Genomic DNA, 18,684 nt, shown 5'->3' on the forward strand with positions numbered 1-18,684 from the left:
TTGCGCTTATCCTTTTGTCTACCCGCCGTGGTTTCGCTTTCCGTCGTCGTCATCACCTTTAACGAAGCCGCCAACATCGGCCGCTGCCTGGATGCGCTAGGCGATGTAGCCGACGAAGTGCTGGTGGTGGATTCGTTCTCGACAGACGATACGGTGGCCATCTGCCAAGCCCGCGGCGCCCGGGTGGTGCAAAACGCCTTCGCTGGCTACGTCGAACAGAAAAACTTCGCCACCGCCCAGGCCTGCTTCGACCACGTGCTCCAACTCGATGCCGACGAGGTGCTCACCGACGAGCTGCGCCAGAGCATCCAGCAGGCGAAGGCTAATTGGCAGCACGCGGCCTACGCCCTGGCCCGCCTTACCAACTACTGCGGCCATTGGGTGCGCCACGGCGGCTGGTACCCCGACCGCAAGCTGCGCCTCTACGACCGCCGCCTCGGCCGCTGGGAGGGCCTGCTGCTGCACGAGCACTACGAGGTGGGCCCCGGCCACACCACCGGGGCCCTGGCCGGTGATGCGCTGCACTATTCCTACCACTCCATCGCGCAGCACGTCAGCCAGTTGAATAAATTCACCAGCATCACGGCCCAGGAGTTGGCCCTAAAGGGCCGCACCCGCGTCACGCTCTTTCACCTGCTGCTCAAGCCCCTCTGGAAGTTCGTCCACGGCTACTTTCTGCGGCTGGGCTTTCTCGATGGGTTTGCCGGACTGTGCATCGCCGGCATCTCGGCCTGGGGCGTGTTCCTGAAATTTGCGAAGCTGAAAACCCGCACCGAACGCGCCGAAGCATGACCCCCACCTTCCTCGTTTCCCGCACCGACGCCATCGGCGACGTGGTGCTGACCCTGCCCGTGGCCGGCCGCCTCAAGCAGCTGTTTCCCGGGTGCCGGGTGGTATTCATCGGCCGCGCCTACACGGCGCCGGTGGCCGCCGCCTGCCCCTGGGTGGACGAAGTGCTCGACTTCGACGCGCTGCAAAAGTTGCCCGTGGCCGCGCAGGTGGGGGCCCTGCGGGCGTACGGGGCCCTGGCCATCGTCCACGTATTCCCCAACCGGGCCCTGGCCATCCTGGCCCGGCGGGCGCGCATCCCGGTGCGCATCGGTACCCGCAACCGCTGGTGGCACTGGCTGAGCTGCAACCGCCTGGTGGCCCTCAGCCGCCGCCACTCGCCCCTGCACGAGGCCCAGCTCAACCTCCAGCTCCTGGGGCCCCTGGGCGGCACCGAGGCCCTGGCCCTCCCCGCCGTGGCCGACCTGGTGCGCCTGCGCGCTCCCGCGCCGCTGGGGCCCCCGTGGCAGGAGTTGCTGGCCCAGCGCCAATCCGGCCAGCTGAATGTGGTGCTGCACCCGCGCAGCCGCGGCAGCGCCCGCGAGTGGGGTCTCGACAATTTTGGCCGCTTGGCGCAGCTGCTGCACGCCGCCGGCCACCGCGTGTTCGTCACCGGCACGGCCGCCGAGGGGGCTGAGCTGGCCGGCTGGCTGGTGGAATACGGCCCCTACCTGGCCGCCGACCTCACCGGACAGCTGGCCATGCCGCAGTTCCTGGCCTTTCTGGCCGCGGCCGATGGCATTGTGGCGGGCAGCACGGGGCCCCTGCACCTGGCCGCCGCGCTGGGCCGCCACGCGCTGGGGCTGTACCCGCCCATCCGGCCCATGCACCCCGGCCGCTGGGGGCCCCTGGGGCCCCGGGCCGAGTACCTGGTCTTCGACCGGCCCAACTGCCAGGACTGCCGCACCCAGCCCGCGGCCTGCACCTGCATCCGGGCCTTGGAGGCGGCCGCCGTAGCGGCGCGTGTGCAGGCGTGGCAGCCCATCGTTCCGGGCGAAGGGTAGGGGCCCCGCCACAATACTCCGCTTTCCCTCAACCGCTAGCTACGCCGCCGGATTCGTGGCCGCCGGTGCAACCCGCGGCCCGTCACCCTCCGTACATCTGCCCGTTGGGGCCAAGCGCGGCGCGGTGTTGAGTGGCGGATTACCGCCACAGTAGCTGCCGGCGTGCGGCCCCGGCAATTTGATTAGAGCCCCCGGCCGCAACTTTACGGCCCGTTGGCGCTTATGCAAGGACCACGGCCACTTACGCTTGCCCTTTTGTAGGTTGCACCCTATTATATTCTCCGCCCCATCACTATGAGCGATTCTCCCGAACGGGTCAAACTGAGCAAAGAGGAAAAAGACCGACGCTTCCAGGCCGAGCTGATGCCCATCATCGACCCGCTCTACAACTTTGCCTACCGCCTGACGCTGGACGAGGACGACGCCAACGACTTGGTTCAGGAGACTTACCTCAAGGCCTACCGCTTTTTTGAGTACTTCGAGCCTGGCACCAACGCCAAGGCTTGGCTGTTCCGCATCCTCAAAAACTCGTTCATCAACGATTTTCGGAAGAAGAGCAAGCAGCCCGCCAAGGTCGATTACAGCGAGATTGAGGGCTACTACAACCCCGACGACGTGGAGGCCGAGGGCGAAGTAGGCGCCTCGTCGTCCGACTTGCGCCAGCAGTCGGCGCGCGATTTAATTGGCGACGAAGTGGCTGGGGCCCTCAATTCTTTACCCGTCGATTTTCGCACCGTCATCATCCTCTGCGACCTGGAAGGTTTTACCTACGAGGAAATGGCCAAAGTGCTTGACATTCCGATTGGTACGGTACGCTCGCGTCTGCACCGGGCCCGCAACTTTCTAAAGGATAAATTAGAGCGTTATGCCCAGTCGATGGGCTACGGCCACGACGAATTGCGTGCTACGGCGGAACTTCCCGACGATGAGAATGATTAGCCTCCCAACTAGCAACTATCTTCTTATCACCAGCTTCCCCCATTTCCCGCTATGATCCCAGCCGCTACTACTTCCACCAATACGTCGGCCCCCGCCTCACTGCCCGATGGCGGCACCGACTGCGAACGCGTGAACACTGTTCTGGACCAACTGGCCGAAGGCCAAGTCATTACGGCCGAAGACGAGGATTACCTCTACGACCATGGCACCGATTGCTCGCCCTGCTTTGATGGCATCGGCAAGCAGCACGTCTTCATCGAGTTTCTGAATTCGCGCCTGGGCCGCAAGCCCACGCCGGCTGGATTGACGCAGTCCATCATGGCCCGCGTGCACGCTGAAATGGCGTAAAAGCGGCTAGCTTTGCGCGATGCAAGGCAAAATTATCGTCTTTTCCGCCCCTTCTGGGGCCGGCAAAACCACCATCGTTCACCGGCTCATGCAGCGGGTGGCTGGGCTCAGTTTTTCCATTTCGGCCTGTACCCGCGACCGCCGCGGCCGGTCGGAAGTCAACGGAAAAGACTACCACTTCATCACGCCCCAGGATTTTCAGGAGAAAATTCGCCACGACGAGTTCGTGGAGTGGGAAGAGGTGTACGAGGGTGCCTTCTACGGTACGCTAAAGTCTGAGATTGAGCGCATCTGGGCCAACGGCCAGCACGCCATTCTCGACGTTGACGTGAAAGGTGGTCTCAGCATCAAGGAGTTCTATAAGGATAGGGCCCTGGCCGTGTTCGTACGCCCACCGTCCATCGAGGCGTTGGGCGAGCGGTTGCAAGCCCGCGCCACCGATTCGCAGTCCAGCATTTCCTCGCGCCTCTACAAGGCCGCGTTTGAGCTGGCTTTCGAGGATCGGTTCGATGTGACGGTGGTTAACGACGACTTGGACCAGGCTTCGGACGAGGCCGAAAAACTCGTGCGCGACTTCATTCAAGCTGCTCCCGACGCCGTATGAGCCGTCGCGTGGGCTTGCTCTTCGGCTCGTTCAACCCCGTGCACACCGGCCACCTCATCTTGGCCGAGCATTTTGCTACCCGCACCGATCTGGCCGAGGTTTGGCTGGTCGTTACGCCCCACAACCCTTTTAAGGCCGCTAGCGGCCTGCTGCCCGAAGCCGAGCGCCTGCGCTGGGTGGCGCTAGCTGTGGCCGACAACCCGCGCCTGCGGGCCGAAGCCGTTGAGTTTGAGCTACCGCGGCCCAGCTACACCATCGCCACGCTCGACGCCCTGCGTCTGCGCCACCCCGCCACCGAGTTTGTGCTGCTGATGGGGGCCGACAACCTGCCGGGTGTACCGCAGTGGCGCGAGGCCGGCCGCCTGCTCGCCGACACCGACATCTACGTGTACCCCCGGCCTGGGGCCCCTGCGCCCGCCCTAGCGGCCTTTCCGCGCGTGCAGGTACTCGAAGCGCCGCTCCTAGACATTTCGGGTACATACATTCGGCAGTGCCTGCGCGCCGGTCACAGCATCCGCTACCTGGTGCCGCCCGCGGTGGAAGAAGCACTAGCTGCCCTCGATTTCCAAGTTCCACCGCTGGGTTGAGGAGTTGTGCAAGTAGGGGCCCCAGCTCAGTACAAGCGGCAAGTGGGGCCTCCAGTGGCCCACAAAAAAGCCCCGGCTGCTACGCGCAGTCGGGGCTTTTTTTGATGACGGAAAAGGCATCAGATGGTCATAATCTCCGATTCCTTTTTGCTCAGCGACTTCTCCACTTCCATAATGTAGCTGTCGGTGGCTTTCTGTACTTTCTCCTCGGCGCTCTTGATGGCATCCTCCGAAGCGCCGTCTTTCAGCAGCTTGCGCAGGGCCTCATTCACGTCTTTGCGGATGCCGCGCATCCGGATTTTACCGGCTTCCGATTCATTCTTGGCTTGCTTCACCAGGTCGCGGCGGCGCTCCTCGGTCATGGCCGGGATGTTGAGCCGCACGCCGTCGGCGTCTGAAACGGGGTTTAGGCCCAAGTCACTGGCCTTGATGGCTTTGGCTACTTCGCTCACCATGTTTTTCTCCCACGGCTTGATGAGCAGCGAGCGGGCATCGGGAGCCGAAATGTTGGCCACTTGGCCGATGGGCGTGGGGGTGCCGTAGTAATCTACCTTGAGGCCTTCGAGCATGGCCGGCGAGGCTTTGCCGGCCCTGATGCGGCCCATTTCGACGCCCACGTGGGCCAGGGCTTTGCCCATCGACTCTACCGCGTCGTCGAGGTAGAACTGAATTTCTTCGTCCATCTTTTTAAAGCAATTAACAATTAACAATTAACAGTGAGCAGTGAACAATTACCCGAACGGAGCTTGTGCATATTCAGCCACAAAATTGCTCACTGTTCATTGATAATTGCGCACTGAATTTTTAGGCTTGCTCCGGCTGGGGGCCCACCGCGGGCTGTAGGGAGCTATGCTTGGCATCGGGCAGCGCGGCTTTGCCGTGGCGGGCGGTGGCAGTGCCGTCCATGCTCACCAGGGTGCCCATGGGCTCGCCGTTCAGCAGGCGCGCCAGGTTGCCGGAGGTATTCATGTCGAAAACGATGATGGGCAAGTTGTTCTCCTTGCAGAGCGTGAAGGCCGTCATGTCCATCACGTTTAGGTTTTTGGCAATCACCTCGTCAAAGGTGATGGAAGGGAAGCGCACGGCGTCGGGGTTTTTCTCCGGGTCGGCCGAGTAGATGCCGTCCACGCGGGTGCCTTTCAGCACCACGTCGGCCTCAATCTCGATGGCCCGCAGCGAGGCGGCCGAATCGGTGGTGAAGTAGGGCGAGCCGATGCCGGCCCCAAAAATCACCACGCGGCCTTTCTCCAAGTGGCGCACCGCCCGGCGGCGGATGTAGGGCTCGCACACCTTCTGGATGGTGAGGCCCGAGAGCAAGCGGGTGCTCACGTCGAGCTTTTCGAGGGCGCTTTGCAGGGCCATCGAGTTGATGACCGTGGCCAGCATGCCCATGTAATCGCCCTGCACGCGGTCGAGGCCAAAGGCTTCGGCCTGCACGCCCCGGTAAATGTTGCCACCGCCAATCACCACGGCCACTTGCACGCCCGTGGCGGCCACAGCCTTAATTTCGGAGGCGTACTGCATCAGCCGCTCGGCGTCGATGCCGTACTGCTGCTGGCCCATCAGGGCTTCGCCGCTGAGTTTGAGAAGAATACGGTGGTAGTTCAAAATGCGAAGCGTTGGTAAGAGGTAAAGAGAATAATGAATTGGGTGCTAGGGCCCCGGGGGCCCTAGCTGAACTGCACGAGTAGCTGGCCTTTCTGCACGTTGTCGCGCAGGCCCACTTTGATGGCGCTCACCGTGCCGTCGGCCGGGGCCTTGAGGATATTTTCCATCTTCATGGCCTCCAGCACCAGCAGCGGGTCGCCCTTCTGCACGGCCTGGCCGGGCTGCACCCGCACGTCCACGATGAGGCCGGGCATGGGGGCCTTCAGCTCGTTAACTTGCACGGCCGCGGCATTGCTTAGGCCCAGGCGCTCCAGCAGCTGGTCGAACCGGTCTTTGGCGTGCAGCTCCATCCGCTGGCCGTTGATTTTCAACACGAATTGCTTGGTGGCGTAATCGGCGCTCACCACTTCCACGTCGTACGACCGGCCGCTGTGCAGCACCTGAAACCGGCCGGGGCCCCCTGCGGCCACGTCCCAGGCAAAAGCTTCGCCGTTGAGGCGCAGGTCGTCGGCGGCGCGGTAGTCAACCTCCCAAAAACGGTCGGGGCCGGTGCTGATTTGGAGCATGGGGAACGGAGTGGGTGGGGCAGGAGTGGGGTTAAAGGTAGCCCAATTCCCAAATTATTTCGGAAATTCCAGCGATTTTTCGTCCCTTATCGCCGCTATGAATTATTTGCTAACGGGCCTTTGCGGGCTGCTATTGGCCAGTCCGCTAGGCCTTTGGGCCCAAAAGGCCCGGCCTGGGGCCCCTGCGCCTGCCAGCCGCACGGCGCAGCGCCACAAGGGCGCCGCGGCCGCCGCTGGGGCCCCCGTGGCGGCGCCGCTGGTGGTGCCCTCGTGGCTGCTTTCGGAAGGGCCTTTGCAGCCGGCTGCCACCATCCTCACCGAGGTCACGAATACCAAGCTCGACGCCCGCTTCGATTACCAAAAGCAATATTTGCTCGGTACGGCCATCCTCACGCTGCGCTCGCACTTCTACCCCCAAAGCCAAGTGGTGCTCGACGCCAAAGGCTTTGATGTGCAAAAAGTGGAGCTGGTGGGCGAGCGCAAGGTGAAGCCGCTGGTGTACACCTACGACAAGCGCCAGCTCACCCTCACCCTTGACCGGGCCTACCCGCGTACTGAGGCCTACCAGGTGCGCATCGTGTACGTAGCCAAGCCCAACGAGCTGCCCGCTGGCGGTTCGGCGGCCATCACGGCCGCCAAGGGCCTCTACTTCATCAACCCGCTGGGCCTGGAGAAAAATAAGCCCCGCCAAATCTGGACCCAGGGCGAAACGGAGTCTAACTCGTGCTGGTTTCCCACCATCGACCGGCCCAACCAGCGCATGACGCAGGAAATCAGCCTGACTGTAGAAAACCAGTTTAAAACACTGTCCAACGGCTCACTCATTTCTTCCAAAATCAACCCTGACGGCACCCGCACCGACCTGTGGCGCCAAAGCCAGCCCCAGCCACCGTACCTGACCAGCATCGTGGTGGGCGATTACGCCGTGGTAAGCGACGTATGGCGCGGCAAAGCGGTGGAGTACTACGTGGAGCCGCCTTACGCCGGTACCGCCAAGGCCGTGTTCGGCCACACGCCCGAAATGCTGGAGTTTTTCTCGAAAAAGCTGGGCGTGGATTACCCGTGGGACAAATACGCCCAAGTAGCGGTGCGCGACTATGTGAGTGGGGCCATGGAAAACACCACCGCCGTCACGCACGGCACCAACGTGCAGGTAACGCGCCGTGAGCTGCTCGACGCTACCTACGCCGGCAACGAGTCCATCATTGCCCACGAACTGGTGCACCACTGGTTCGGCGACTACGTGACCTGCGAAAGCTGGAGTAACCTGCCCCTGAACGAGTCTCTGGCCGACTACGGCGAGTACCTCTGGGCTGAGCGCAAGTACGGCCCCGATGAGGCCGCCCTAGTGCAGGAAGCCAAGCTGGTCAGCTACCTCGAAGAAGCCCAGGCCAAGCGCGAACCCCTGATTCGCTACCACTACAACGAGCGGGAGGACATGTTTGACCGCCATTCCTACGCCAAGGGTGGGCGGGTGCTGCACATGCTGCGTAAGTACGTGGGCGACGACGCCTTTTTCGCCGCCCTGAACCGCTACTTGGTGCAGAACAAGCAGTCGGCGGTAGAGATATCCAAGCTGCGTACAGCTTTCGAAGAAACCACGGGCGAAGACCTGATGTGGTTTTTCAACCAGTGGTTTTTGCAGCGCGGGCACCCCGAGCTGCACATCACCCACAGCTACGCCGCCGGGGCCCTGTCCCTGCGTGTGCAGCAAACGCAGGATACCGTCTACCAGCCCGTGTACCGCCTGCCGGTAACCGTCACCGTGTGGCAGAAAGACCGGCCGACCGACTACCGCATCACCGTCAGCAAAACCGACCAAACCTTCTCGTTCCCCGCCGTGGAAACGCCCAGCTTGGTCAAATTCGACAGCGAGGGCCAGTTGCTGGCCCAAATCGACGAAGACCGGACCCCGAGTGAGTTGATTTTTCAATTCGACCACGCCCGTGGTTACTTACAGCGTGCCGAAGTGCTGGAGTTACTTCAGAACAAAACTGGCGACCTGCCCATCAGCGCCCTGTACCGCGGGGCCCTGGACGATAAATTCTGGGCCATCCGCCGCACCGCCCTTGAGCACTTGCGCCGCTACCGGGGCCCCGAAGGTGGCGCAGTGCGCCAGGCCGTGCTGCGCGTAGCTACCGCTGACCCTAACCCGCAGGTGCGCGCCCAAGCCCTGGCCACCCTGGCCAGCTTCCCCGACAATGCCTACCGCGGCACCTTCCTCGCTGCCCTCAACGATAGTTCCTACACCGTAGCCGCAGCGGCCTTGGCCGCCGTAGCCAAAATTCCTGGTAGCGGCGTCCAGGCCCCGGTAGCCGCCCTCGACAACACGGCCAGCAGCGTGCTCTTACTTTCTCTGGCCGATTACTACGCCCAGAACGGAGCGCTCAACCAGTACGCGTGGTTCCTGCGCCGCCTGCCCGACGTGCCCGACGGCGGCCTGTACCGCTACCTGCAAGCCTTCGGGGCCCTAATGGTTAACATCCCGCCCGTCGAGCGCGACAAAGGCCAGCAGCTACTGGAAGAGTACGCCCGCCACGCCCCGCGCTACGATGTCCGGCTGGGGGCCTACAAAGGATTGGCCCTGCTCCAACCCAGTACCCCCAGCCTCAAAGCCACCCTCCAAAGCATCCGCGAGCAGGAAACCGACCAGCGGCTCAAAGCATTTTACAATTTGATGTAGAACCAGTTGCCTTTTATACCCAAAAAAAGAATGGCTTTTTTGAGCCCAACCCTTGCCCCGTAAAAGAAAAACCGTAATTTTGCGCTTCCTTACGAAACACTACTACTACACAGTAATTAGTGAATCGAAAGGAATGCTTGCAGGTAATCGGCCGGCTAGCGCCAAATTTGGGGGTATCGCATAGCGGCAATTGCGGGTGACTGTAACTCACCTCCTTCGGGTTCATAGGTTCGAGTCCTGTTACCCCCACTTTTATAAATATTGATTGCCACCTGCGGGAGTAGCTCAGTTGGTAGAGCGGCAGCCTTCCAAGCTGCAGGTCGCGGGTTCGAACCTCGTCTCCCGCTCATTTCAAACAGAATAAGCCGTTTTAGCTCAGTGGTAGAGCACTTCCTTGGTAAGGAAGAGGTCATGGGTTCAAATCCCATAAATGGCTCATATTATTTACAAGTCCGATTGGCTCACCCGCCATTGGCAAGCTCCACAAGAAGTAAGCGACGCGCAGTTTTCCTGAACTTTTGGGGGCTGAGTTTCGCTTTCTTGCCGTAGGGCCCTATTTTTTAAAATTCACCACCCTCTTTTTTCAATCTTTACAATGGCTAAAGAAAATTTCGACCGGTCCAAGCCGCACGTTAACATCGGCACCATCGGCCACGTGGACCACGGCAAAACGACCCTGACCGCTGCTATCACGATGGTGTTGGCAAACCAGGGCCTGGCCGAAAAGCGTGACTTCTCCTCGATCGACAACGCTCCCGAGGAAAAAGAGCGTGGTATCACCATCAACACCTCGCACGTAGAGTACTCGACGGCCAACCGTCACTATGCTCACGTGGACTGCCCCGGCCACGCCGACTATGTGAAGAACATGGTAACCGGTGCTGCTCAGATGGACGGTGCTATCCTTGTGGTAGCTGCTACCGATGGCCCTATGCCCCAGACCCGTGAGCACATCCTGCTTGCCCGTCAAGTAGGTGTGCCCCAGCTGGTGGTGTTTATGAACAAAGTGGACATGGTGGATGATCCCGAGCTCCTCGAGCTGGTGGAGATGGAAATCCGTGAGCTGCTTTCGTTCTACGACTTCGACGGTGATAACATTCCGATTATCCAAGGTTCGGCCCTCGGTGGTTTGAACGGCGACGGTAACTGGGTGCCGAAAATCAACGAGCTGATGGACGCGGTTGACTCGTTCATTCCGATTCCTGCTCGTCTGACCGACCTGCCCTTCCTGATGCCTGTTGAGGACGTGTTTTCGATCACCGGCCGTGGCACTGTAGCCACCGGTCGTATCGAGCGCGGCATCATCAACTCGGGTGAGCAAGTTGATATCCTCGGCATGGGTGCTAAGCAAGGCCTTAAGTCGACGGTAACGGGTGTGGAGATGTTCCGCAAAATCCTGGACCGTGGCGAAGCTGGCGACAACGTTGGTCTGCTGCTTCGTGGCATTGAAAAGGACGATATCCGTCGTGGCATGGTAATCTGCAAGCCCGGCTCGGTAACTCCCCACCAGAAGTTTAAGGCTGAGGTGTACGTTCTCTCGAAAGAGGAAGGCGGCCGCCATACTCCGTTCTTCAACAACTACCGTCCGCAGTTCTATCTGCGTACCACCGACGTTACCGGTATTATCACCCTGCCCGAGGGCGTGGAGATGGTAATGCCCGGCGACAACATCACCATCACTGTTGAGTTGATCAGCAAAGTGGCGATGGAGAAAGGCCTCCGCTTCGCTATCCGCGAGGGTGGCCGTACGGTAGGTGCCGGTCAGGTAACGGAAGTACTCGACTAGTTCGATCGATTAAAACAAATCCGCTCCTGCCTCCGCAGGAGCGGATTTGTTTTGTCACCAAGTTTTAGTACCTTTGCACTCCCGTTGGTAAAATATTGTCCACGGGAGTGTTCTTTACGAGTGTAGTTCAAGGGTAGAATAGAGGTCTCCAAAACCTTTGATGGGAGTTCGAATCTCTCCACTCGTGCATTCTGAGGCGGTTGCCTCGCATTCGGTTCATTTTTGCTGGCTCAGCCAGTCCCTTCTGCAATGAACAAGCTAACCAATTATTTCCGTGCTACTGCCGAGGAAATGCGTTATAGCGTGACGTGGCCCACAGCCATTGAATTGCAAAAGAGCGCTGGACTGGTACTTATCGGTTCGTTGGTGTTCGCCGCAGTCGTGGGTGTAATGGACGTTGCATTCAATAAAAGCCTGACGGCTTTTTATCAGTCGTTTCGCTAATCAGTAATAAAAGATGGGCGAATTGAAATGGTACGTGGTACGCTCAGTGAGTGGCCAGGAAAAAAAAGCCAAAAATTACCTTGAAACTGAGCTTGGTCGCCACAACCTAACCGAGTTGGTTCCGCAAGTACTGATTCCAGTGGAAAAGGTATTTGAGATGCGTAATGGTAAAAAGCGCGTTCGTGAGCGTAATCTTTACCCCGGCTATATCATCATTCATGCTGATCTAGGTCATGGAGAAGTGGACCACATCATAACCAGCACCCCTGGTGTGATAGGGTTCTTAGGTGATAAGGACAAGAAGGATGCTGCTAACAATAAGCCTGTTCCCTTGCATATCACTGAGGTCAATCGTATACTCGGCATCGTAGACGAAGCCGAAGAGCAGGTTGCAACGCTTGATAAGCCGTACGTAGTAGGCGAATTGGTGAAAATTACCGACGGTGGTTTTGCTGGTATGTCGGGCACCGTGTCGGAAATTTTTGAAGAGCGCAAAAAACTCAACGTAATCGTAAAAATATTTGGCCGTTCGCAGCCAATGGAATTGAATTACACCCAGGTAGAAAAAGAGGCCTAGAGCCCTAATTATACCATGTCGACCATTGGCTCCGGGTCGGCTGGGCTTCCAAATAGGAGTATACTACTAACTGAGGCAATTGCGAGTTACGACGCAAAAACCACAGCCTTACAAATCAAATGGCCAAGGAAATTAGAGGTTATCTGCGCTTGCAGATAAAGGGAGGCTCAGCGAACCCATCGCCGCCGGTAGGACCTGCACTTGGTAGCAAAGGCCTTAACATCATGGAGTTCTGCAAGCAGTTTAATGCGCGCACCCAGGATAAGGCCGGCCAAATCTGTCCCGTACTGATTACCATGTACACCGATAAGTCTTTTGACTTTGTGGTGAAGACTGCTCCCGCACCGGTGCTCCTAATGGAGGCAGCCAAGTTGCAGAGTGGTTCGAAAGAGCCCAACCGTAATAAGGTAGGTTCGGTTACGTGGGATCAGATCCGTACCATTGCCGAAACGAAGATGCCCGACTTGAATGCCTTTAAGGTAGAGTCGGCCATGAAGCAAGTGGCCGGTACGGCCCGCAGCATGGGCATCACCGTCAAGGGCGATTCTCCCTTTGCAGAATAATTAAACGGAGAAAAGCAAATGGCAAAGATCACTAAAAAGCGCAAGGATGCCCTTGCCAAATATGACCTGACGGAGGTGCGTAGCCTTCTTGAAGCTGCAAAAGTAGTGAAGGACATTTCCTACACTAAGTTTGATTCTTCGGTTGACATTGACGTTCGCTTGGGCGTTGATCCCCGCAAAGCTGACCAAATGGTGCGCGGTGTAGCAACGCTGCCCCACGGTACTGGTAAAACAGTACGTGTTTTGGCGCTTGTGACTCCTGATAAGGAGGCTGAAGCCCTTGCCGCTGGTGCCGATTTTGTAGGTTTGGATGACTATATCTCGAAAATAGAGAAAGGTTGGACCGACATCGACGTTATCATCACCATGCCGGCTGTAATGGCTAAAGTAGGTCGTTTGGGCCGTGTATTGGGCCCCCGTGGCCTAATGCCGAACCCCAAATCGGGTACGGTAACAACCGATGTTGCCAAAGCTGTGCAAGAAGTAAAAGCTGGTAAAATTGACTTCAAAGTCGATAAAACTGGTATTATTCATTGTTCAGTAGGTAAAGTATCATTTGACGAAAGTAAACTGGCTGAAAATGCATTGGAAATCATCCAAACATTGGGTCGCCTGAAGCCTTCTTCTTCGAAAGGTACTTACATCAAGAGCATTACCTTGAGCAGCACAATGTCGCCCGGTGTGCCGGTTGATAGCCAGGTTACTTCCGCTAACTAATTAAACGACTCACCCATGAACAGGGAAGAAAAGCAAACCCTAGTGGACGAGTTGAGCGAGAAGTTTCAATCGCACAACTCGTTCTACATCGTCGATGCTTCGGTGATGTCAGTAGCGAAAATCAACGAATTTCGTCGTCTATGCTTCAACCGCGGCATGGAATATAAGGTGTACAAGAATACCTTTATTCGCAAGGCACTTGATACCTTAGGCCACGATACTTCGGAGATGGATGCCGCGCTGAAAGGCCAATCAGGTGTACTGTTCTCGCAAGAGAGTGGCTCGGCTCCGGCTAAGCTGTTGCGTGACTTTTACAAGTCGCAGGCTTATGGCCGTAACGTAACACCTAAACCTGTGCTGAAAGGTGCCTATGTAGATGCAAGCATCTATCTTGGCTCTAATCAGCTAGAAGGTCTGATTACCATTAAAGGCAAGCAAGAATTGCTCGGTGAACTCATCGGCCTTCTGCAGTCGCCTGCTAAGAATGTTATCTCTGCGCTACAAAGCGGCGGTAACAAGCTGGCTGGTATCCTCAAAACGCTTTCCGAGAAAGAGGCAGTTTAAGTACCTGCTGAATTCTCGCACTTCAATATTATTTTCAACAACACCTTTTTTTAACAATCTACTGAAATGGCAGATTTGAAAGCATTCGCTGAGCAGCTCGTAAACCTGACGGTGAAAGAAGTAAACGAACTGGCTGGTATCCTGAAGGACGAGTATGGCATCGAGCCCGCTGCTGCTGCTCCTGTAATGATGGCTGGCGGTGGCGGCGGCGCTGCTGAAGAGGCTCCTGAGGAGAAGACGTCGTTTGACGTTATCTTGAAAGCTGCCGGTGGTGCTAAACTGGCCGTAGTAAAATTGGTGAAAGACCTGACCGGCCTCGGCCTGAAGGAAGCCAAAGAGCTGGTTGATGGCGCTCCCAAGCCCCTGAAAGAAGGCGTAACTAAAGACGAAGCCGACACGCTGAAGAAGCAGTTGGAAGAAGCTGGTGCCGAAGTAGAGGTGAAGTAATTGCAGCTCCTGAAGCTGTACTTAACTTGCTTCGAATAAGGATTAGACCTGGCAACTTAGCCAGGTCTTTTCCTGTTTGTAGTATTGCCGGAGCGCGGGCCACTTGGTTTGCGCTTCGTTGTGTCAACATACAGTTCTGTTTTACGGAATTGTTTTGGGCTGTAAACCAATAGGTTGGCAGAGTTGAACATCCACTTTACTAGGTGGCTCCCACTTTTACGCTTCCGTGTCCATCTTTTAATCCCCTCCGCATTGGCTACACCGAAAGCAAAAACGGCCGCGCTCCAGAAATCGGCCGCCGCTGAGCGAATCAGTTTCGCTAAGATTAGAAAGGTTATTGAATATCCGGACTTTTTGGACGTGCAAGTGCAGTCGTTCCAGGATTTCTTTCAGTTGGAAACTGCCGCTGAGAATCGGTCAAACGAAGGTTTGTTCAAGGTATTCGCCGAGAACTTCCCTATTTCCGATTCGCGCGAAAATTTCGTACTGAACTTTATAGATTATCACGTTGACCCGCCTAAATATTCGGTTGATGAGTGTATTGACCGGGGCCTAACGTATTCTGTGCCCCTAAAGGCTAAGTTGCGCCTTATCTGCAATGATAAGGATAATGAAGATTTTGAGACAATCGAACAGGAAGTGTTTTTGGGTAACATCCCTTACATGACCGAAAAGGGTTCGTTTGTTATCAACGGTGCCGAGCGGGTTATCGTATCGCAGTTGCACCGTTCACCAGGGGTGTTTTTTGCTCAGAGCAAGCACACCAATGGTACCAAGCTTTATTCAGCACGCATTATTCCGTTCAAAGGATCGTGGATTGAATTTGCCACGGACGTGAATAACGTGATGTATGCTTACATCGACCGTAAAAAGAAGTTTCCAGTTACGACGCTGCTCCGCGCCATCGGTTACGGTACTGACAAAGATATTCTCGACCTGTTTGGGCTATCGGAGGAAGTAAAAGCCGATAAGAAAAACCTCAAAAAAGCAGTTGGCCGTAAGTTGGCTGCCCGGGTGCTGCGTACTTGGACGGAAGACTTCGTGGACGAAGATACCGGTGAGGTGGTCTCCATCGATCGGAACGAAGTGCTGCTGGAGCGTGACTCAATGATTGAGGAGGCTGATATTGATACCATCCTAGAGGCTGGGGCAAAATCGGTTATTCTGCACCGCGAGAACGTAAACATCGCGGATTTTGCCATTATCTATAATACGCTTCAGAAGGACAACTCCAATTCGGAGAAAGAGGCTGTGGAGCAGATTTATCGCCAGCTCCGTAACACGGAGGCCCCTGACGAAGAGACTGCCCGCGACATCATCCAGAAGCTGTTCTTCTCGGACAAGCGCTACGACCTCGGGGAAGTAGGCCGTTACCGCATTAATAAGAAGCTGGCCATTGACATGAGCCAAGCTTCACGGGTGTTGACCAATCAGGACATTGTTTTGATCGTGAAGTACCTGATTGGCTTGATTAACTCAAAGGCCATTGTTGATGATATTGACCACTTGAGCAACCGCCGCGTACGCACGGTGGGTGAGCAGCTTTATGCGCAATTCGGCGTAGGACTGGCCCGTATGGCTCGTACTATTAAAGAGCGCATGAACGTGCGCGATAACGAGGATTTTAAGCCTGTCGACTTGATTAACGCCCGGACGCTGTCCAGCGTGATCAACTCGTTCTTCGGTACGAACCAGTTGTCGCAGTTTATGGACCAAACCAACCCGTTAGCCGAGGTAACGCATAAGCGTCGCGTATCGGCTCTCGGACCAGGAGGTCTGTCGCGTGAGCGTGCTGGTTTCGAAGTACGTGACGTGCACTACACGCACTATGGTCGTCTTTGCACCATTGAAACCCCGGAGGGCCCTAACATTGGCCTGATTTCATCGCTTTGCGTTCACGCCCGCGTTAACTCGATGGGCTTTATCGAGACACCTTACCGCGATGTAAAAGACGGCAAGGTGGATATGAGCTCCAATGTGAAGTTCCTGACTGCTGAGGAGGAGGATACCCACCACATTGCCCAGGCCAACTCTTTGCTTGATAACGATGGCAAACTGACCCAAGAATTGGTGAAGGGCCGTTTCGAAGGTGACTTTCCAGTTGTAAACCCTGAGGAGTACTCTTACATGGACGTGGCCCCGAACCAGATTGTGTCGGTAGCTGCTTCGCTGATTCCTTTCCTGGAGCATGACGATGCTAACCGGGCCCTGATGGGTTCGAACATGCAGCGCCAGGCCGTGCCGTTGGTTCGTCCCGAGGCCCCTATTGTGGGTACCGGCTTGGAAGGTCGCATCGCTACTGACTCGCGCACGCTGGTGGTGTCGGAGGGTGAAGGCGTAATTGATTACGTGGACGCCAACAAGATCATCGTTAAATACGACTTGTCAGAAGACGAGGTAATGATAAGCTTCGATGCTGAGCGCATCACTTATGACCTTATCAAATTCCGCCGTACCAACCAAGATACTTGCCTCAACCTAACGCCGTTGGTAAAACGCGGCGAGCGGGTGAGCAAGGGGCAGCCATTGTGCGAAGGCTATGGTACTAACCAAGGCGAACTTGCTTTGGGACGTAACATGCAGGTAGCCTTTATGCCTTGGCAAGGTTATAACTTCGAGGATGCCATCGTCATCTCAGAGCGCGTAGTTCGCGACGATATTTTCACCTCAATTCACATCGAGGAATTTGAGTTGGAAGTACGCGAAACCAAGCGTGGTGAGGAAGAGCTGACTTCGGAAATTCCTAACGTGAGCGAAGAGGCCGTCCGCAACCTTGACGACAACGGTATTATCCGTTTGGGTGCTGAGGTACGCGAAGGTGATATTCTGATTGGTAAAATCACGCCCAAGGGTGAGACGGACCCAACTCCGGAAGAGAAGCTACTCCGCGCTATCTTCGGTGATAAGGCCGGCGATGTTAAAGATGCTTCGCTCAAAGCGCCGCCCTCTTTACAGGGTGTGGTGATTGGCACCAAACTGTTTTCGCGTCCTAAGAAAGACAAAAACCTGCGGGCTAAGTCGAAGAAGGAAGTGGAAGACCTGAAAGACAAGTACGCACACGAGCTGCGCGGCATCAAGGCCATTATGGTCGACAAGCTGGTGCAATTGCTCGAAGGCAAAACGTCGCAGGGTATCAAGCACCGCTTTGGCGAGGAGATGATTGCGAAGGGTGTTAAGTTCAACCGCAAAAACATCAACGAGGGCCTTTTCCCCGAAAAGAATCCTTATAAGGATGAAAGCAACTACGCCGTACCGGAAGAGGTAAATCTTTTCAAAGACCTAATTCTGGAAGGCTGGACGGCTGACGCCCGCGTGAACGCCATGCTGCTGACGTTGGTGAAGAACTACGCCAAGCGCCGCAACACCATCACGGCGCATTTTAAGCGCAACCGTTTCACGCTGGAAGTGGGTGATGAATTGCCCGCTGGCATTGTGCAACTGGCCAAGGTTTATATAGCCAAGAAGCGTAAGCTGAAAGTAGGTGATAAAATGGCTGGCCGCCACGGCAACAAAGGGGTTGTGGCACGCATCGTGCGCGATGAGGACATGCCCTTCTTGGCCGATGGTACGCCGATGGACATTGTGCTGAACCCATTGGGTGTACCAAGCCGGATGAACATTGGCCAGATCTATGAAACTGTGCTTGGCTGGGCCGGTCTGAAAATGGGCCGTCGTTATTCGACGCCGATTTTTGACGGTGCTACGGAAGCAGAAGTATCGAAAGAACTGACGGAAGCTGGTCTGCCGCACTTCGGCCGCACCTACCTGCACGATGGCCTGACCGGACAGCAGTTTGACCAGCCAGTGACTGTGGGTGTGATTTACATGCTCAAGTTGGGTCACTTGGTTGATGACAAGATGCACGCCCGTTCCATTGGGCCGTACTCGCTCATCACGCAGCAGCCGCTGGGTGGTAAGGCACAGTTCGGTGGCCAGCGTTTTGGTGAAATGGAAGTTTGGGCCTTGGAAGCCTTCGGTGCTTCCAACGTGCTCCAGGAAATCCTGACCGTGAAATCGGACGACGTGGTGGGCCGTGCTAAAGCTTACGAAGCCATTGTGAAAGGCGATGTATTGCCCAAGCCGAACATTCCCGAGTCGTTCAACGTGCTGATCCACGAGTTGCGTGGCTTGGCACTGGAAATCACGCTGGAATAAGTTTCTGTTGGGGGTTAGCTGCTTACTGTGGCTAACCCTCAATAAAATTTAATAAGATACAGGGCACTTGCCTTGTCAGTCTATCGCTTGGTTGAAGAGTGGTCAGTACGAAACAGCTGTCCCGAGACAGGTCAGGGCAGTAGAGGAACCGACCGCTTATAGTTTGCAGATAAAGAGAAGACCTGACGAAGATCTACTACGCGGCGTACCTGTCTGACCCGTAGAGCACTTTTCGTAGCGTCAAACTGTTAGAGAAGACTCTGG

The 18,684-nt window shown here is 56.6% G+C and carries 18 protein-coding genes and 4 tRNA genes; 19 read left to right on the forward strand and 3 right to left on the reverse strand.

The features are described 5' to 3' along the window. Positions 1-27 precede the first annotated feature (27 nt). The 6 genes from EAH73_RS04725 to nadD all read left to right on the forward strand — a co-directional run bounded on the left by EAH73_RS04725 (position 28) and on the right by nadD (position 4,310). Positions 28-792: a glycosyltransferase family 2 protein gene (locus tag EAH73_RS04725; RefSeq protein ID WP_140465367.1), complete on the forward strand. Its 765-nt coding sequence runs from the start codon at positions 28-30 to the stop codon at positions 790-792. Then, positions 789-1,832, forward strand: coding sequence for a glycosyltransferase family 9 protein (locus EAH73_RS04730; protein WP_140465368.1), 1,044 nt, complete (start codon positions 789-791; stop codon positions 1,830-1,832). The genes EAH73_RS04725 and EAH73_RS04730 overlap by 4 nt, the downstream gene beginning before the upstream one ends. Before the next feature lie 294 nt (positions 1,833-2,126). After that, a complete protein-coding gene (locus EAH73_RS04735; RefSeq protein WP_109656669.1) occupies positions 2,127-2,771 on the forward strand; it encodes a sigma-70 family RNA polymerase sigma factor in 645 nt (214 codons plus the stop codon). A 51-nt stretch (positions 2,772-2,822) separates the two neighbouring features. Then, positions 2,823-3,119, forward strand: a complete 297-nt coding sequence (locus EAH73_RS04740; RefSeq protein WP_140465369.1) for a hypothetical protein — start codon at positions 2,823-2,825, stop codon at positions 3,117-3,119. Positions 3,120-3,138: 19 nt separating this feature from the next. Further along, positions 3,139-3,723 carry a guanylate kinase gene (gene gmk, locus EAH73_RS04745; protein ID WP_140465370.1) on the forward strand — a complete coding sequence of 195 codons (585 nt, stop codon included), beginning with the start codon at positions 3,139-3,141 and terminating at the stop codon, positions 3,721-3,723. Next, positions 3,720-4,310 carry a nicotinate (nicotinamide) nucleotide adenylyltransferase gene (gene nadD / locus EAH73_RS04750; RefSeq protein WP_140465371.1) on the forward strand — a complete coding sequence of 197 codons (591 nt, stop codon included), beginning with the start codon at positions 3,720-3,722 and terminating at the stop codon, positions 4,308-4,310. The genes gmk and nadD overlap by 4 nt, the downstream gene beginning before the upstream one ends. 119 nt (positions 4,311-4,429) lie before the next feature. Here nadD and frr read toward each other — a convergent pair whose 3' ends face one another. The 3 genes from frr to EAH73_RS04765 form a co-directional block, all read right to left on the reverse strand. Further along, positions 4,430-4,993 carry a ribosome recycling factor gene (frr, locus tag EAH73_RS04755; protein WP_140465372.1) on the reverse strand — a complete coding sequence of 188 codons (564 nt, stop codon included), beginning with the start codon at positions 4,991-4,993 and terminating at the stop codon, positions 4,430-4,432. A gap of 121 nt (positions 4,994-5,114) precedes the next feature. Further along, positions 5,115-5,918, reverse strand: coding sequence for a UMP kinase (gene pyrH, locus EAH73_RS04760; protein ID WP_140465373.1), 804 nt, complete (start codon positions 5,916-5,918; stop codon positions 5,115-5,117). A gap of 62 nt (positions 5,919-5,980) precedes the next feature. Continuing rightward, entirely contained in the window at positions 5,981-6,484 is a 504-nt protein-coding gene (locus EAH73_RS04765; RefSeq protein WP_140465374.1) for a biotin/lipoyl-containing protein, read from the reverse strand. Positions 6,485-6,581: 97 nt separating this feature from the next. On the opposite strand from EAH73_RS04765, the gene EAH73_RS04770 reads away from it, so the two are divergent. The 13 genes from EAH73_RS04770 to rpoB all read left to right on the forward strand — a co-directional run bounded on the left by EAH73_RS04770 (position 6,582) and on the right by rpoB (position 18,420). Then, positions 6,582-9,167: a M1 family metallopeptidase gene (locus tag EAH73_RS04770; protein ID WP_140465375.1), complete on the forward strand. Its 2,586-nt coding sequence runs from the start codon at positions 6,582-6,584 to the stop codon at positions 9,165-9,167. A 169-nt stretch (positions 9,168-9,336) separates the two neighbouring features. Then, positions 9,337-9,416: transfer RNA gene (locus EAH73_RS04775), tRNA-Tyr, on the forward strand. Between the two features lie 25 nt (positions 9,417-9,441). Beyond that, positions 9,442-9,514: transfer RNA gene (locus EAH73_RS04780), tRNA-Gly, on the forward strand. A 17-nt stretch (positions 9,515-9,531) separates the two neighbouring features. Further along, a tRNA-Thr gene (locus EAH73_RS04785) sits at positions 9,532-9,603 on the forward strand. Between the two features lie 159 nt (positions 9,604-9,762). Then, a complete protein-coding gene (gene tuf / locus EAH73_RS04790; RefSeq protein WP_140465376.1) occupies positions 9,763-10,953 on the forward strand; it encodes an elongation factor Tu in 1,191 nt (396 codons plus the stop codon). A gap of 116 nt (positions 10,954-11,069) precedes the next feature. After that, positions 11,070-11,140, forward strand: a tRNA-Trp gene (locus EAH73_RS04795). Positions 11,141-11,202: 62 nt separating this feature from the next. Beyond that, positions 11,203-11,397: a preprotein translocase subunit SecE gene (gene secE, locus EAH73_RS04800; RefSeq protein WP_070744214.1), complete on the forward strand. Its 195-nt coding sequence runs from the start codon at positions 11,203-11,205 to the stop codon at positions 11,395-11,397. Between the two features lie 13 nt (positions 11,398-11,410). Then, positions 11,411-11,974, forward strand: coding sequence for a transcription termination/antitermination protein NusG (nusG, locus tag EAH73_RS04805; protein WP_140465377.1), 564 nt, complete (start codon positions 11,411-11,413; stop codon positions 11,972-11,974). 119 nt (positions 11,975-12,093) lie between these two features. Next, positions 12,094-12,537, forward strand: coding sequence for a 50S ribosomal protein L11 (gene rplK, locus EAH73_RS04810; RefSeq protein ID WP_070744219.1), 444 nt, complete (start codon positions 12,094-12,096; stop codon positions 12,535-12,537). Between the two features lie 18 nt (positions 12,538-12,555). After that, positions 12,556-13,254, forward strand: coding sequence for a 50S ribosomal protein L1 (gene rplA, locus EAH73_RS04815; protein WP_140465378.1), 699 nt, complete (start codon positions 12,556-12,558; stop codon positions 13,252-13,254). Between the two features lie 15 nt (positions 13,255-13,269). Then, positions 13,270-13,818, forward strand: coding sequence for a 50S ribosomal protein L10 (gene rplJ / locus EAH73_RS04820; RefSeq protein WP_140465379.1), 549 nt, complete (start codon positions 13,270-13,272; stop codon positions 13,816-13,818). Between the two features lie 66 nt (positions 13,819-13,884). Next, positions 13,885-14,265, forward strand: coding sequence for a 50S ribosomal protein L7/L12 (gene rplL, locus EAH73_RS04825; RefSeq protein ID WP_140465380.1), 381 nt, complete (start codon positions 13,885-13,887; stop codon positions 14,263-14,265). Positions 14,266-14,517: 252 nt separating this feature from the next. Then, the gene (gene rpoB / locus EAH73_RS04830; protein ID WP_140465381.1) at positions 14,518-18,420 is read left to right on the forward strand and encodes a DNA-directed RNA polymerase subunit beta; all 3,903 of its coding nucleotides are present in this window, start codon (positions 14,518-14,520) and stop codon (positions 18,418-18,420) included. The last annotated feature ends 264 nt before the right edge of the window (positions 18,421-18,684 follow it).

The sequence above is a fragment of the Hymenobacter nivis genome, assembly GCF_006439025.1.
Lineage (GTDB): Bacteria > Bacteroidota > Bacteroidia > Cytophagales > Hymenobacteraceae > Hymenobacter > Hymenobacter nivis_A.